Annotated in this window: 13 protein-coding genes; 7 read left to right on the forward strand and 6 right to left on the reverse strand. The window is 69.5% G+C overall.

Translation table 11 applies throughout. From position 1 onward, the window contains the following. Positions 1 to 226 precede the first annotated feature (226 nt). Positions 227 to 910 carry a DUF5324 family protein gene (locus ACZ61E_RS17115; RefSeq protein WP_469700426.1) on the reverse strand — a complete coding sequence of 228 codons (684 nt, stop codon included), beginning with the start codon at positions 908 to 910 and terminating at the stop codon, positions 227 to 229. Between the two features lie 285 nt (positions 911 to 1,195). On the opposite strand from ACZ61E_RS17115, the gene ACZ61E_RS17120 reads away from it, so the two are divergent. Beyond that, entirely contained in the window at positions 1,196 to 1,723 is a 528-nt protein-coding gene (locus tag ACZ61E_RS17120; RefSeq protein ID WP_469700427.1) for a peptidylprolyl isomerase, read from the forward strand. Positions 1,724 to 1,859: 136 nt separating this feature from the next. Continuing rightward, positions 1,860 to 2,753 (forward strand): rhomboid family intramembrane serine protease, encoded by an 894-nt coding sequence (locus tag ACZ61E_RS17125; protein ID WP_469700428.1) that lies wholly within the window; start codon positions 1,860 to 1,862, stop codon positions 2,751 to 2,753. Positions 2,754 to 3,046: 293 nt separating this feature from the next. Here the strand turns inward: ACZ61E_RS17125 and crgA are convergent, their stop codons facing one another. Further along, the gene (gene crgA, locus ACZ61E_RS17130; protein ID WP_147873271.1) at positions 3,047 to 3,304 is read right to left on the reverse strand and encodes a cell division protein CrgA; all 258 of its coding nucleotides are present in this window, start codon (positions 3,302 to 3,304) and stop codon (positions 3,047 to 3,049) included. Positions 3,305 to 3,446: 142 nt separating this feature from the next. Between crgA and ACZ61E_RS17135 the strand changes: the two genes are divergently transcribed. The 5 genes from ACZ61E_RS17135 to ACZ61E_RS17155 all read left to right on the forward strand — a co-directional run bounded on the left by ACZ61E_RS17135 (position 3,447) and on the right by ACZ61E_RS17155 (position 7,599). Beyond that, complete coding sequence (locus ACZ61E_RS17135; protein ID WP_469700429.1) at positions 3,447 to 4,214, forward strand: DUF881 domain-containing protein; 768 nt, start codon at positions 3,447 to 3,449, stop codon at positions 4,212 to 4,214. A 191-nt stretch (positions 4,215 to 4,405) separates the two neighbouring features. Beyond that, positions 4,406 to 4,582, forward strand: a complete 177-nt coding sequence (locus tag ACZ61E_RS17140; RefSeq protein WP_469700430.1) for a hypothetical protein — start codon at positions 4,406 to 4,408, stop codon at positions 4,580 to 4,582. Continuing rightward, positions 4,579 to 5,220: an aminodeoxychorismate/anthranilate synthase component II gene (locus ACZ61E_RS17145; RefSeq protein WP_469700431.1), complete on the forward strand. Its 642-nt coding sequence runs from the start codon at positions 4,579 to 4,581 to the stop codon at positions 5,218 to 5,220. Before ACZ61E_RS17140 ends, ACZ61E_RS17145 begins: the two co-directional genes overlap by 4 nt. Further along, complete coding sequence (locus ACZ61E_RS17150) at positions 5,217 to 6,656, forward strand: class E sortase (protein WP_469700432.1); 1,440 nt, start codon at positions 5,217 to 5,219, stop codon at positions 6,654 to 6,656. Before ACZ61E_RS17145 ends, ACZ61E_RS17150 begins: the two co-directional genes overlap by 4 nt. Before the next feature lie 283 nt (positions 6,657 to 6,939). Then, positions 6,940 to 7,599 carry a class E sortase gene (locus tag ACZ61E_RS17155; RefSeq protein WP_469700484.1) on the forward strand — a complete coding sequence of 220 codons (660 nt, stop codon included), beginning with the start codon at positions 6,940 to 6,942 and terminating at the stop codon, positions 7,597 to 7,599. Positions 7,600 to 7,716: 117 nt separating this feature from the next. On the opposite strand, the gene pknB is transcribed toward ACZ61E_RS17155, so the two are convergent. The 4 genes from pknB to ACZ61E_RS17175 form a co-directional block, all read right to left on the reverse strand. Next, positions 7,717 to 9,729: a Stk1 family PASTA domain-containing Ser/Thr kinase gene (gene pknB / locus ACZ61E_RS17160; RefSeq protein ID WP_469700433.1), complete on the reverse strand. Its 2,013-nt coding sequence runs from the start codon at positions 9,727 to 9,729 to the stop codon at positions 7,717 to 7,719. 283 nt (positions 9,730 to 10,012) lie between these two features. Beyond that, a complete protein-coding gene (locus ACZ61E_RS17165; RefSeq protein WP_469700434.1) occupies positions 10,013 to 11,473 on the reverse strand; it encodes a peptidoglycan D,D-transpeptidase FtsI family protein in 1,461 nt (486 codons plus the stop codon). Then, a complete protein-coding gene (locus tag ACZ61E_RS17170; RefSeq protein ID WP_469700435.1) occupies positions 11,470 to 12,879 on the reverse strand; it encodes an FtsW/RodA/SpoVE family cell cycle protein in 1,410 nt (469 codons plus the stop codon). Before ACZ61E_RS17170 ends, ACZ61E_RS17165 begins: the two co-directional genes overlap by 4 nt. Positions 12,880 to 12,904: 25 nt before the next feature. Beyond that, a complete protein-coding gene (locus ACZ61E_RS17175; RefSeq protein WP_469700436.1) occupies positions 12,905 to 14,431 on the reverse strand; it encodes a Stp1/IreP family PP2C-type Ser/Thr phosphatase in 1,527 nt (508 codons plus the stop codon). Positions 14,432 to 14,449: the final 18 nt, after the last annotated feature.

Consider the following 14,449-nt stretch of genomic DNA (forward strand, 5'->3'; position numbering starts at 1 on the left):
CCTGACACCGCCTCAGCCGTAGCGGTACCCACCGCGGCGGAACCGGCCGGCGTCACCCGCGGCACCCGGATCACCGGCAGTACCCGAATCACCCGCGGAGCACGCGGTACCCGCCGTACCGGACCGGCCGGGCCGTCGCATCACCTGCGCCGGCCGCGACAGTCGTCGTACGGCGAGAGCACCACGGTCCCGCGGATCACCCGTCCATCGGATCACCGATCACCCGTCACGGGCGGTCGTCGCGATTCCTCGCCTCTTCTTCCTCCGCCTGCTTGGCCTGCACCTCGGGGTCGAGCGCACCCTGGCTGCCGTCGACGGACGACAGCGTCGCGTTGTGCTCGGAGACCTCGGTAGGGGCGGGCGGCTCCACCAGCCAGTCGGGATTGGCCTGCTTGTCCCACCACTTCCACGCGGCGAAAGCGCCACCGGTCAGTACACCGAGGACCACCAGGCCCTTGGCGAGCCGTCCGGCCTTGGCCCGTCGCTCATGTTTCCTCACAAGCTTCTGGACCTCCTTCACCGTGATCTGACCGCGCAGCGCGGCGATGGCGGCAGCGGAACGTGCCGCTGCCTCACCGGCGACCGGCTGTGCGACGGATACCGCGTGCTCGACGCGCGGCACCGTGTAGCCGGCGGCCTGACGCGCGGCCTTCCGCGTCCGTGCCGCGGCACGCTGTGCGGCCTCGTCGACCTTCGGGGGTACATGCGGCGCCACGTGCGCGCCGTACTGAACACGAGCCTGCTTCGCGGCCTTCGACACCTTCGGTGCGAGCCGGACGCGGGCCTCTTCGGCGTACAACGCGGCCTGTTCCTTGGCCGTGTCGGCGTAGGGCGCCACCGCTTCCGCGGCGTGCAGCACGCTCTCCCTCGCCGAATCGGTAGCGGCGCGCACGCTGTCCATGCGGGTCACAGGATCCTCCTCCTCGGTGGCGGTCAGGGGGTTGGGGGTTTCCCCCGTTAACTGGACAAAGATCCGCCTGTCCACCCAGATCGAAATCATGCCTGCCGCACGCCGGACCGGCATGCGGTGCGGGCATCCGGGTCAACGCCCTGTCCGCCCCGCTTGTGCCCCGACGACGGCCGCTGATTCCCCGTCACCGGACCCGAGGAGCGGTTGAGGGGTACGGGGCGGACGGCCGGCCCGCCGTCCGTGCGAGGATCGACAGGGTCAGAGCAGACTCACGGAAGGCAGATCGTGGCCGAGCAGCTTTACGCCACCCTGAAGACCAACCACGGCGATATCGAGATCCGGCTCCTGCCGAACCACGCGCCGAAGACGGTCAAGAACTTTGTGGAGCTCGCCAAGGGCGAGCGCGAATGGACCAACCCGGCGACCGGCAAGAAGTCCAGCGACCGTCTGTACGACGGCACGGTCTTCCACCGCGTCATCAGCGGTTTCATGATCCAGGGCGGGGACCCGCTGGGTAACGGCACGGGCGGTCCGGGCTACGAGTTCGAGGACGAGTTCCACCCGGACCTCGCCTTCGACAAGCCGTACCTCCTGGCGATGGCGAACGCGGGACCGGGCACCAACGGCTCGCAGTTCTTCGTCACCCTGGCGCCCACCACGTGGCTGACCCGCAAGCACACCATCTTCGGTGAGGTCACCGACGAGGCGAGCAAGAAGGTCGTGGACGCCATCGGGTCCACCCAGACCAACCCGCGCACCGACCGCCCGGTCGAGGAAGTCAGGATCGAGTCGGTCGTCGTCGAGTCCCGCTGAATCATCGGACGCGTCACGACGTCTCGGATTCCCGTTCGGGGAACCATCCCGCCCTGCCCGTCCGTAGTGGTTACATACCGGACGGGGAGGGCGGTGCGCTGTGCTCCTCCCGCCGCAACGAGCACCGAGGGGACCGATGGACCAGCAGCCCGGGGGCCCGGACCGGCCCGCAGCCGACGCGACACCCCACTGTTACCGGCACCCCGACCGTGAGACAGGCATCCGCTGCACCCGCTGCGAGCGGCCCATCTGCACGGACTGCATGATCAGTGCCTCCGTCGGATTCCAGTGCCCGAACTGCGTACGGGAGGCGAACGGCTCGGGCATGTCCCCGACCTCCACCCGGCCGCGCACGATCGCCGGCGGCACCATCGCCGCCGATCCCCGTCTCATCACGAAGATCCTGCTGGGGCTCAATCTCGCGGTCTTCGTCGCCGTCCTCGCCAGTGAGCAGCGCGTCGTGGGTGAGCTGGATCTCATCGGGCTCGCCTTCAACACCGACATCGGCCAGATCGTCGGCGTCGCCGACGGGGAGTGGTACCGCCTGCTCACGTCGGTGTTCCTGCACCAGGCCGTGTGGCACATCGCGTTCAACATGCTGGGGCTGTGGTGGCTCGGCGGTCCGCTGGAGGCGGCGCTGGGACGGGTGCGCTTCCTCGCGCTGTACCTGATCTCCGGGCTGGCCGGCAGCGCCCTGACCTATCTGATCGCGGCGCCGAACCAGCCGTCGCTCGGTGCGTCGGGAGCCATCTTCGGCCTGCTGGGCGCCACCGCCGTGCTGATGCGCCGGATGAACTACGACATGAGGCCGGTCTTCGCGCTGCTGGCGCTGAACCTGCTCTTCACGTTCACCTGGTCCGGGATCGCCTGGGAGGCGCATGTCGGCGGTCTGGTCGCGGGTACGGCGATCGCCGTCGGCCTCGTGCACGCGCCGCGTGAGCGCCGGGCGCTGGTCCAGTGGGGCACGTGCGCGGTGGTGCTGCTGGCGACCGTGGCGATCGTCGTGATCAGGACCGGCCAGCTCACCTGAGACACCCGAGAGGGCGCCCGAAGTCCGCCGGAGCCCCTCGAAGCGCACAGTTGTCCACAGCGTGTGCCGGATCTTGTGCATTCTGTGTGGAACATCAGTGCCCCTTGTCGCTGATCTGGGTTTTCCCAGCAGGGACAAGGGGCGAGACGCTTCATCACATCGGCCGAGGCGGGTCTTCCAGTCACACCGGCGTCAACCTGTCGTGGAGTTATCCACAGATGGTCTGACCTTTTCCCCCGGCTGTGGACAGCACTGTGGATAAGTCTCTGGGCAGAGCTTGACGCGGGCCGCCGCTACTTCCACTGCGTGGAGACGCCGAAGCCGGCGGCGATGAAGCCGAAGCCGACCACGATGTTCCAGTTGCCGAAGGCGTCGATCGGCAGCGAGCCCTCGGTCACATAGAAGACGACGATCCAGGCCAGCCCGATGAGGAACAGGGCGAGCATGACCGGCGCCACCCAGCTCCGGTTGGACAGCCTTATGGTGGTCGACTGCTTCGCCGCGGGAGGCGGCGTGAAATCGGCCTTCTTGCGGATACGTGACTTCGGCACGAGGGACTCTCCTGTCGATGCGCTGCGTGACCGCGCAGGTAACTGAAACGGTGTGCCGGGGGTGAGAAGCAGGGGGAACGCCGGCTCTCCCGGGCGTCCGTTAGCGTAGTGCTTCCGTGGCGCCTAAGGAGATAAGGGTACGTTGAGCAATTCTGCCGACTCCCCCGAAGGGCCGGTCCGCCGACCGATCTGGCGGCCGGTCCGGCTGCTCACGGCCGGGGTCTTCGCCCTGGCCGGTCTCATCTTCGTCACCAGCTTCAACACGGCGAAGGGCACCAACCTCCGTACGGACGACTCCCTGCTCAAGCTCTCGGACCTGATCCAGGAGCGCAGCGACAGGAACGCCGCGCTGGAGGAGTCCACCGGGGCCGTCCGGAAGAACGTCGACAGCCTCGCCAGCCGTGACGCCGGCTCCACGGAGGCCGAGGACGCCCAGCTGCGCGGTCTGGAGAACGCGGCCGGTACGAAGAAGGTCTCGGGCCGGGCCCTCACCGTCACCCTCGACGACGCCCCGCCGGACGCCACGGCCAATCCGGGGTACCCGGAGCCGCAGCCCAACGACCTGGTCATCCACCAGCAGGACCTCCAGGCCGTCGTCAACGCGCTGTGGCAGGGCGGCGCGAGCGGCATTCGCGTCATGGACCAGCGGCTGATCTCCACCAGCGCGGTGCGCTGCGTCGGCAACACCCTGATCCTCCAGGGCCGCGTCTACTCGCCGCCGTACAAGATCACCGCGGTGGGGGACCAGGACAGGCTCCGCGAGGCGCTCGCGGACTCGCCCGCGATCCAGAACTACCAGCTGTACGTGGACGCGTACGGGCTCGGGTGGAAGGTCGACGAGCACGGCGAGACCACCCTCCCCGGCTACACGGGCACCGTGGACCTCCACTACGCGAAGCCGGTGGAATAGCCCGCCCGGAACCGCCCGGTCCGGCCGCCCTCCCTGAGACACGGGCCGCCCTTTCCTAAGAAGGGAGGGCAACGGCACACCTGGCCCGTGTGCCGCCCACGTGACCCCCCGGCCCCTTAGTCTGGTCCGGTGTCGCGCACGCCGGTCCGCCGGTGCGGGCGCGGATCGAGTACGGAACGGAAAGGGACAGCATGTACGGCTGGATCTGGCGGCATCTGCCGGGCAACGTGTGGGTGCGGGCGGCCATCGCGCTCGTGCTGGCGCTGGCGGTCGTCTTCGTGCTGTTCCAGTACGTCTTCCCGTGGGCGGAGCCGATCCTCCCCTTCGGGGACGCCACGGTGACCGGCGCGGCGGGAGGCAGGTCATGAGCGGTGCCCGTGTCCTCGTCGTGGACAACTACGACAGCTTCGTCTTCAACATCGTCCAGTACCTGTACCAGCTCGGCGCGGAGTGCGAGGTGCTGCGCAACGACGAGGTCTCGACGGCGCACGCCCAGGACGGCTTCGACGGCGTCATGCTCTCCCCCGGGCCCGGCACGCCCGAACAGGCCGGTGTCTGCGTCGACATGGTGCGCCACTGCGCCTCGGCCGGCGTCCCGGTCTTCGGCGTGTGCCTCGGTATGCAGTCGATGGCGGTGGCGTACGGCGGTGTGGTGGGCCGCGCCCCCGAACTGCTGCACGGCAAGACCTCGTTGGTGACGCACGAGGGCAAGGGCGTGTTCGCCGGGCTGCCCTCGCCCTTCACCGCGACGCGCTACCACTCGCTCGCCGCCGAGCCCGCGGAGCTGCCCGACGAGCTGGAGGTCACCGCGCGCACGGCCGACGGCATCATCATGGGCGTCCGCCACCGGGAACTGGCCGTCGAGGGCGTGCAGTTCCATCCCGAGTCCGTCCTGACCGAACACGGTCACCTGATGCTGGCCAACTGGCTGGCGCAGTGCGGTGATCCGGGCGCCGTGGCCCGCTCGGCGGGCCTGGCGCCGGTGGTGGGCAAGGCGGTCGCGTGACCGCACTCCGCCCCGAACACGACGCGGGACACGGCGCCTCGTACGAGCAGCGGGAACCGTACGAGGAACCGGGCGCGTTCGAGGCGGCGGTGGACGGACTCGCGGATCCGCTGAACGATCCGCTCCCCGGGCAGGGCGCCCCGCCGCCTCCCCGGCACCCCTCCCACGCCTCGCCTTCCCCCGCGCCCGGCCCCTGGGCGGCGGCGGGGGACGGGATATCGGGGCCGCCGCGGGCGGAGCGGGAGTGGTCGGGTTACGGGCCGTATCCGTACGCGGAGCGGACGCCCGCCCAGTACGGGCGGGACTGGGCCTCGCAGGTTCCGCCCGAGTCGGTGCGGGCGGCACCGCACACGTCCGCGCCCGTGCCGGAGCCCAGGGCGACGCCCGGTGCGGCGGCCTCGCCCGCCCCCGGTACCGCCCCCGGCCAGCCGTACGTCGCCGCCCCCGCCCCCGTCCGGGGCGACGGGGCCGCCGGGCTCCGTACGGAGGACACCTCCCGCACCCACGCGAGCGCCGGGGGCGCCGAGGACGCCACGGCCCTGCTGCCCACCGTCTCGGGGGTCGACGCGCAGGACGTGCCGCGCCCGGCGCCGCCGGGACCGGCCGTCGGAGGCCGTGCGGAGCGCCGTAGGGCGGCCAAGGGGGGCCGTGGGCGCGGTCGCAGGCGCTCGGAGGGTCCCGGACGCCCCCAGGGCACCCCGGACGCCTCAGCGCCCGTCAGGCCCCTCTCCCGCGTCGAGGCGCGCCGCGCCGCCCGTGCCCTCAAGGACAGTCCGGGAGTGATCCTCAGCCGCGCGGTCGGTGAGGTCTTCATCAGCCTCGGCGTGCTGATGCTGCTGTTCGTCGCGTACCAGCTCTGGTGGACGAACATCCAGGCCGATCTCTACGCGGGCAAGGAGGCGGACAAGATCCAGGAGGGCTGGGCGAAGGGCCGTCAGCCCGGAGCCTTCGAGCCCGGCCAGGGGTTCGCGATCATGCACATCCCCAAGCTCGACGTCGTCGTGCCGATCGCCGAGGGCATCGACAAGGCGAAGGTCCTGGACCGCGGCATGGTCGGCCATTACTCCGAGGGCCGGCTCAAGACGGCGATGCCGTCCGACAAGCAGGGCAACTTCGCGGTCGCGGGACACCGCAACACCCACGGTGAACCGTTCCGGTACATCAACCGGCTGAAGCCCGGCGACAAGATCGTCGTGGAGACGCAGGACTCCTACTTCACGTACGACATGGCGAGCATCCTCCCGCAGACCGCGCCGTCGAACATCGGTGTGATCGGGCCCGTGCCGCCCGGCTCCGGATTCTCCGAACCCGGGAGATACATCACGTTGACCACGTGTACGCCGGAATTCACCAGTACGTATCGAATGATCGTGTGGGGCAAGATGGTTGAGGAACGGCCACGGGGCAAGGGGAAGCCCGACGCTCTCGTCGGCTGAACGGATCGCGGCGGAGACCAGGGACCAGGGGACGGGTGCTGTGGCAGCGGGAACAGGGCACGACGACGGGCGTGCGAGCACACCCGGAGCAGAAGGAAAAAACGATACATCCGCGACATCCACGACAACTGGCGTGGCCGAGCCGGATGCCGAGCCGGATACCGGCACTCCGGAGCCGGAGCCGGAGCCGGAGCCGGAGTCCGAGCCCGCCCCGGTCACGAGTCCGGCCGCCGAACCCCCCGCGACACCGGCCCGCCCGAGGCGCGGCCGGGCCGCCGCCGCCATCAGTGTCCTCGGTGAACTGCTCATCACCGCGGGCCTGGTACTCGGTCTCTTCGTCGTCTACTCGCTGTGGTGGACGAACGTCCTGGCCGACCGCGAGGCCACGAAGCAGGGCAACGAGGTCCGTGACGGCTGGGCCGACGGCCGCGGCGGCCCCGGCGCCCTCGACGTGAAGAACGGCATCGGCTTCCTGCACGTGCCCGCGATGACCGGCGACGAGATCCTCGTGAAGAAGGGCACGGACCCCAAGTCCCTCAACAACGGCGTGGCCGGCTACTACACCGACCCGGTGAAGTCCGCGCTGCCCCAGGACAGGACGGGCAACTTCTCGCTGGCCGCGCACCGCGACGGGCACGGCGCGAAGTTCCACAACATCCACAAGCTCAGGTCCGGTGACTCGGTCGTCTTCGAGACGAAGGACAACTGGTACGTCTACAAGGTCTTCAAGGACCTCCCCAAGACCTCGAAGTACAACGTGGACGTGCTCCAGCCGGTTCCCAAGGAGTCGGGAAAGAAGAAGCCCGGCCGCTATCTGACCCTCACGACGTGCACGCCCGTCTACACCTCCGACTACCGCTACATCGTCTGGGCCGAGCTGGAGCGCACCGAGAAGGTCGACGCGGAGCGGACGAAGCCGCCGGAGCTGCTCCGGGCCGGCTGAGCCCTCGCGGCACCGGCGGGTCCGAGCGGCCCGTGACACGGCGAAAGCCCCGGCGTCCTCTTCAGGATGCCGGGGCTTTCGCCGTTCGACGGTGACTCTCCCTGGGGGGAGGCGACCTCAGTCCTGGTCGCCTCTCCCGCCGGGGCCGCCGATGAAGCCCCCGTTGTCCCCGCCTCCGTTGTTGCCGCCGCCGCCCGTTGGGGCGACGAACAGCGTCACCGTGCTGCCCTTGTCGACATCCTGGCCGCCCGGCGGATTGGTGGCGAGGACCCGGGCGTTGGGGTCGTCCGGCGAGTTCGGCGCCAGCGCGACCACCAGCCCCAGACCCTCCAGCTGGGCCTTCGCCTCGGCGACCGTCTTGCCGCCGACGTCACCGGGGATCTTCACCTTCTCCGGCTGCGCGGGACCCTTCGACACCTGGAGCGTGACCTGACTGCCCTTGGCCGCCTTGGCGTTGCCCTCCGGGGTCTGGCCGACGACGGTGTTCGCCGGCTTCTCGGAGTCCACCTCGGTCCGCGCGACCGTGAAGCCGAGCGTTTCGAGCTGGCTCTTCGCCGCGTCGAAGTTCTGGTCGACGACGGACGGCACCGTCTGCTGCGCCTGCTTGGCGACGGAGAGCGTGACGGTCGCGCCCTTCTCCGCCTCGGAGCCGCCGGCCGGCTTCTGCGAGACGACAGTTCCCGGGTCCTGGTCGCTCTCGACCTGCTTGGTCTCGACCTTGAACTCGGCTTCCTGGAGAGTCTTCGTCGCGTCCTCGACGGTCTCGTCCGCGACGTCGGGCACCTGGACCTTCGGCGCGCCCTCGGAGACGACGACCTGGATGGTGTCGCCCTGGTTCATCTCCCCGCCGGACTCGGGGCTCTGGGAGCAGATCGCGCCCTTGGGCTGGTCGCAGCGCTCCGTCCCGGACTGGGCGACCTCGACCGACGCGTTGCCCGCCAGCACCTTCGCGTCCTTCAGCGTCTCCCCCACGAGCTGCGGCACGGCGACCTGCTCCGAGCCGCCCGAGTCCTCGCCGAAGACCGCCTTGCCGATCAGGACGGCTCCCGCGAGCACCAGGATGCCCGCGATGACCAGCAGGATCGTCGAGGTGTTGGACTTCTTCTGCCGGCGCCGGTCGGGACGGTCGTCGTAGTTGCCGTAGCCCCCGTCGTCGGGGTTGACCGGCGGCATCATCGACGTCTGGCCGCCGCCGGGCGGGGCCGTGCGCAGCGCCGTGGTGGGCTGGTCGTCGGAGCCGTAGCCGCCCGCGTAGCCGACCGCGCCCATCGCCGCCGTGGCCGCGACGGGCTGACCGTCGAGGCACGCCTCGATGTCGGCGCGCATCTCGTCCGCGGACTGGTAGCGGTAGTCCGGGTCCTTGACGAGCGCCTTCAGCACGATCGCGTCCATCTCGGGCGTGATCTCGGGGTCGAAGGTGCTCGGGGCCTGCGGCTCCTCCCGAACGTGCTGGTACGCGACGGCCACCGGTGAGTCACCGATGAACGGCGGGCGCACGGTCAGCAGCTCGTAGAGCAGACAGCCGGTCGAGTACAGGTCGGACCGCGCGTCGACCTGCTCGCCCTTGGCCTGCTCGGGGGAGAGGTACTGGGCGGTGCCGATGACCGCGGAGGTCTGGGTCATCGTCATGCCGGAGTCGCCCATGGCGCGGGCGATGCCGAAGTCCATGACCTTGACCTGGCCGGTGCGCGTCAGCATGACGTTGGCCGGCTTGATGTCGCGGTGGACGATCTGGGCGCGGTGCGAGTACTCCAGCGCCTGGAGGATCCCGACGGTCATCTCCAGCGTGCGCTCGGGCAGCAGTCTGCGCCCGGAGTGCAGCAGTTCACGCAGGGTGGACCCGTCGACGTACTCCATCACGATGTACGGGATGGACACCCCGTCGACGTAGTCCTCGCCCGTGTCGTAGACGGCGACGATCGCGGGGTGGTTGAGCGAGGCGGCCGACTGGGCCTCTCGGCGGAACCGGGCCTGGAAGGACGGGTCGCGGGCGAGGTCGGCCCGGAGCGTCTTCACGGCGACGGTGCGGCCGAGCCGGGTGTCGTGCGCGAGGTACACCTCGGCCATGCCACCACGGCCGAGCACCGAGCCCAGCTCGTACCGGCCGCCGAGGCGACGCGGCTCTTCCATACTGTTCCAGCCCTCTCCGTCTGTCCCGACCGCACCGGTGTGCGGTCCGGCGGTGTGCTGTTCGCGCATACGCTACCGGGCACGCCGCATCCGGTCCGACCGTCCCTGGTAGCTGATACAGGACTGGTACTTGAATGGTCACATATCGGTCGTTATCGCTCGCCGCCCGGAAGGTGGGCCAGGTCACTGCGGGGCCCTCCACCGGGCCGGTGTTCCGGCCCGGGTCCGACGATGGCCCGGCCAGCGTCAACAGCTGTCCGGGCCACCGGGGGGAACGTCCTGACTACTTCTTGCTGTCGATCACGGCCTTCATGACGTCCTTGGCGATCGGGGCGGCGAGACCGCCACCGGAGATGTCGTCGCGGGTGGCGTCGCTGTCCTCGACGACGACCGCGACCGCGACCGGCGACCCGTTCTCGCCCTTGGCGTAGGAGATGAACCAGGCGTACGGGTTCTTGCTGTTGTTCTCGCCGTGCTGCGCCGTACCGGTCTTTCCGCCGACGGTCACATTGGGGATCTGCGCGTTCCTGCCGGTGCCCTCGTCGACGACCGTCTCCATCATCTCCTGGAGCATCTGCGCGTGCTCCTGGCTGAGGGGCTGGCCCATCTCCTCGGACTCGGTCTTCTTTATGACGTCCAGGTTCGGCGCTTCCAGCTGGTCGATCATGTACGGCTTCATCAGCTTGCCGTCGTTGGCGACGGCGGAGGCGACCATGGCCATCTGGAGCGGGGTGGTGCGGGTGTCGAACTGGCCGATGGAGGAGAGCGCGGTCTGCGAGTCGTTCAGCTCCTCGGGGAAGATCGAGGCGTTGGCGCGGACCGGGACGAACTGCTCGGCGTTGAAGCCGAACTTCTTCGCCGTCTCCAGCATCTTGTCCTTGCCGACGTTGTAGCCGAGCTTGCCGAAGACGGTGTTGCAGGAGACCCGCAGCGCTTCCCTGAGCGTGGCGTCCTTGCAGGGGATGTTGCCCTCGTTCACCAGCTCCGTCGTCGTGCCCGGCATGGTCCACGGCAGCGGGGAGTCGGTCTTCGAGTCGATGTCGTCGACGACACCGTGCTCCAGCGCCGCGGCGGCCGTGACGACCTTGAACGTGGAGCCGGGCGGATACGTCTCGCGCAGCGCGCGGTTCAGCATCGGCTTGTCGGCGTCCTTGCCGAGCGTGTTCCACGACTTCTCGTCCTTGGCGCCGTAGCCGGCGAAGGAGGAGGGGTCGTACGAGGGGGTGGAGGCCAGCGCGAGGATCTTGCCGGTCCCGGGCTCCAGCGCGACGACGGCGCCCTTCTTCTTGCCCAGCCCCTCGAAGGCGGCCTTCTGCGCGGCGCCGTTGAGGGTCGTGACGACATTGCCGCCCTTGGCCTCGTCGCCGGTGAACATCGCCATGGTGCGGTCGAAGAAGAGCTGGTCGTCGTTGCCGGTGAGGATGCCGTCCTCGATGCTCTCGATCTGCGAGGCGCCGAAGGCCTGCGAGGCGTAGCCGGTGACCGGTGCCCACATCGGGCCGTCGAGGTAGGTCCGCTTGAACGCGAAGTCGGTGTCCTTCGTCTTCGCCGATCCGGTGATGGGCTTGCCGTCGACCACGATGTTGCCGCGCTCGGTCGCGTACCGCTCGATCAGGACGCGGCGGTTGCGCTCGTGGCTGTTCAGCTCGTCCGCCTCCACGTACTGGAGCCAGTTGGTGCGCAGCAGCAGGGCCAGGACGAGCAGTCCGCAGAAGATCGCGATGCGTCGCAGGGGCTTGTTCACGGTCGGACCACCTGGGTCATCTCGGCGTCGGGTGACGGGGCGGGCGCCGGGGCCGGGCGGCGCGCGGTGTCGCTGATCCTGATGAGGATGCCGATCAGCGCCCAGTTGGCGATCACCGACGAACCACCGGCCGCGACGAACGGCATCGTCATACCGGTCAGCGGGATGAGGCCCATGACGCCGCCCGCGACGACGAACACCTGGATGGCGAAGGCGCCGGAGAGGCCGATCGCCAGGAGCTTGCCGAAGGGGTCCCGGGCGGCGAGCGCGGTCCGTACGCCGCGCTCCACGATCAGGCCGTAGATCAGCAGGAAGGCCATCGTGCCCGCGAGCCCGAACTCCTCGCCGACGGTGGAGAGGATGAAGTCGGAGTTGGCCGCGAAGCCGATCAGGTCGGAGTTGCCCTGCCCGAGTCCGGTACCGAGCGTGCCGCCGGCGCCGAACGACATCAGCGCCTGGCCGACCTGTTCGCTCTGGTCCCAGGTGGCCTGGGCGAAGGGGTTGAGCCAGAACTCGACGCGCTGCTGGACGTGCGGCTCGAACGTGGCGACACCGACGGCGCCCGCGGCCGACATCACCAGACCGAAGATGATCCAGCTCGTGCGCTCGGTGGCGACGTACAGCATGATCACGAAGAGGCCGAAGAACAGCAGCGAGGTGCCGAGGTCGGTCTCGAAGACCAGGATCAGGATGGACATGGCCCAGACCATCAGGATCGGTCCCAGGTCACGTCCGCGCGGCAGGTAGATGCCCATCACACGGCGGCTGGCCAGTGCCAGGGCGTCGCGCTTCACCATCAGGTAGCCGGAGAAGAAGATCGCGATGATGATCTTCGCGAACTCTCCCGGCTGGACGTTGATGGGGCCGAGGCTGATCCAGATCTTCGCGCCGTTCCTCGCCGGGAAGAACATCGGCAGGATCAGCAGGACCAGGGCCACGGCCATGGAGATGTACGTGTAGCGCTGGAGGATGCGGTGGTCCTTGAGCAGCAGCAGCACGGCCACGAAGAGCGCGATCCCGATCGCCGAGTACATCAGCTGCTTGGGAGCGTCCGGTGAGAACGCTCCGTACAGGTTGGTGGCGCGGGCGATCAGCCGGGGCGACTGGTCCAGCCTCCAGATGAGGACGAGACCGAGGCCGTTGAGCAGCGTGGCGAGCGGCAGCAGCAGCGGATCGGCGTACGGGGCGAACTTGCGCACCACGAGATGGCCGACACCGGCCAGCAGCCCGATGCCCAGGCCGTACCCGATCATGCCGCTGGGCACGGTGCCGTCGAGGGCCAGCCCCACGTTCAGGTAGGCGAAGAGCGGGATGGCGACGGCGAAGCCGAGCATCGCGAGCTCGGTGTTGCGGCGGCTCGGTGCTTCGATCGCGCCGATGGTGGTCGTGTTGGTGACAACGCTCATGGTGGTGAAGGCCCCCTACGGCCGGCTACTGCTTACCGCAGTTCGAGGCCAGCTTCTGCTCCTCCTCCGAGAGGCTGGGGCCCGGAGAGGGAGTCGCTGTTTTCAGCGCTTCTGGCTTGGAGATGGTGCTGTCGCTACCGGTCTGCGGCTTCGTCCCGGTCGTACCGCCGGCCTCGCCCTCGCCGGTGATCGCGTTCGCCGCGCGCTCGGACTCACGGCGCTGTTCGTCCTTCTTGCACGCCGCCGCCTGCTTGGACAGGTCCTCGATCTTGGTGTGCGCGGATGCCTTGCTGCCCTCGGCGATCGTGTCCTCGACCTGCTTGCGCTGGTACGGCGGCAGGTACTTGAGTTCGATCTTGGTGAAGTCCTCTTCGACCTTCGACAGCGAGACCCACGCCAGGTCCTGGCTGATGCCCCGGTAGAGCGCGACGTGCTCGTCGTTGGCCCCGACGTAGTACTGGGTCTGGGTCCAGCGGTAGCCGCCGTACAGCCCGCCGCCGACGACCGCCAGCGCGAGCACGATGTAGAAGGACCGCTTGAACCACCTGCGGCCGGAGCGCTGCTTGACGAAGTCCTCGTCGCTGTAAGCCCCGAAGCCGGCGTCCGGCGGCATGCCGCCGTAACCGGCTCCGTCACCGCTGCCCGGCGGGCCGAAGCCCCCCGGAGGGGGCTGGTGCTGCTGCGGTACGGGGCGCCCCAGACCGGCGGCGCGGCCGGCCGGCGTCTGCATCGACGGGTCGCTCTCGGCGGCGTGCAGCTGCTGGTTCTCGGCGACGGCGCCGACGACGACCGGGGTGTCGCTGAGCTGCCCGGCCAGGGTGTCGTTGGACTCGACGTCCAGGACGTCGGCGACGATGCAGGTGATGTTGTCGGGACCGCCGCCGCGCAGGGCGAGCTGGATGAGGTCCTGGATGGTCTCCTGCGGGCCCTGGTAGCTCGCCAGGGTCTCTTCCATCGTCTGGTGCGAGACGACGCCGGAGAGACCGTCCGAGCAGATCAAGTACCGGTCGCCCGCGCGGACTTCACGGATCGAGAGATCGGGCTCGACATGGTCGCCGCTGCCCAGCGCCCGCATCAGCAGGGAGCGCTGCGGGTGGGTCGTGGCCTCTTCCTCGGTGATGCGCCCCTCGTCCACGAGGCGCTGCACCCAGGTGTGGTCCTGGGTGATCTGGGTGAGCACACCGTCGCGCAGGAGGTAGGCGCGGGAGTCGCCGACGTGCACCAGGCCGAGGCGCTGGCCCGTCCACAGGAGGGCGGTGAGCGTGGTGCCCATGCCCTCCAGCTGGGGGTCCTCCTCGACCATCACACGCAGCTGGTCGTTGGCACGCTGGACCGCCGTGCCGAGCGAGGTGAGGATGTCCGATCCCGGCACGTCGTCGTCGAGCTGCACGAGCGTGGAGATCACCTCGGACGAGGCGACCTCACCGGCGGCCTGGCCGCCCATGCCGTCGGCGATGGCCAGGAGCCGGGGACCGGCGTAGCCGGAGTCCTCGTTCCCCTCCCGGATCATGCCTTTGTGCGACCCGGCGGCGAAGCGCAGGGAAAGACTCATGCGCGCCTCTCCTGTCGG

This window comes from Streptomyces sp. NPDC104581 (genome assembly GCF_055583685.1).